The sequence below is a fragment of the Aeromonas sp. D3 genome (assembly GCF_027705025.1).
Lineage (GTDB): Bacteria > Pseudomonadota > Gammaproteobacteria > Enterobacterales > Aeromonadaceae > Aeromonas > Aeromonas salmonicida.
Window position 1 is genome coordinate 1 of the sequence record NZ_JAPDBE010000099.1, and the last position, 957, is coordinate 957.

The 957-nt window shown below is 59.5% G+C and carries 1 protein-coding gene; it reads right to left on the reverse strand.

The window, feature by feature from the left end; translation table 11 throughout:
* Window positions 1-54: 54 nt before the first annotated feature.
* Entirely contained in the window at window positions 55-819 is a 765-nt protein-coding gene (locus OKC28_RS22905; RefSeq protein ID WP_001389365.1) for an IS6-like element IS6100 family transposase, read from the reverse strand.
* Window positions 820-957: the final 138 nt, after the last annotated feature.

Below are 957 nucleotides of genomic sequence, written 5' to 3' on the forward strand. Positions count from 1 at the left end.
GGCTCTGTTGCAAAGATTGGCGGCAGTCAGAGGTAGGCTGTCGCTCTGCGCCGATCAGGCGGCTGCTGCGAAATGGTGGTTGAGCATGCCCATGGCCTCCGTCAGCGCCGAGGGCCCAATGCCAAAAGCTCTCTCCACAAGGCGCACCTCGCCCCTGATGCCGGGCTGCAGGCACCAGGGGCGAGCCTGTCCTTTGCGCAGGGCTCGCATGACTTCGAATCCCTTGATCGTGGCATAGGCCGTGGGGATCGATTTGAAACCGCGCACCGGCTTGATCAGTATCTTGAGCTTTCCGTGATCGGCCTCGATCACGTTATTGAGATACTTCACCTGCCGGTGGGCCGTCTCCCGGTCCAGCTTTCCTTCGCGCTTCAATTCGGTGATCGCTGCACCATAGCTCGGCGCTTTGTCGGTATTGAGCGTGGCAGGCTTTTCCCAGTGCTTCAGGCCTCGCAGGGCCTTGCCCAGGAACCGCTTCGCTGCCTTGGCGCTGCGGGTCGGCGACAGGTAGAAATCGATCGTGTCGCCCCGCTTGTCGACTGCCCGGTACAGGTAGGTCCACTTGCCCCGCACCTTGACGTAGGTTTCATCCAGGCGCCAGCTCGGATCAAAGCCACGCCGCCAGAACCAGCGCAGCCGCTTCTCCATCTCCGGGGCGTAGCACTGGACCCAGCGATAGATCGTCGTATGGTCGACCGAAATGCCGCGTTCCGCCAGCATTTCCTCAAGGTCGCGATAGCTGATCGGATAGCGACAATACCAGCGCACCGCCCACAGGATCACATCACCCTGGAAATGGCGCCACTTGAAATCCGTCATCGTTCCGTCCGTCCAATCTCCGCCAAGCATGCTCAAGCTTCACGATTTTTGCAACAGAGCCCACACGAGTATTGAGCATAGTCGAGATTGGTGCAGATCACTTCTGATATTGAACTGTCAGGAGCTGGCTGCACAACA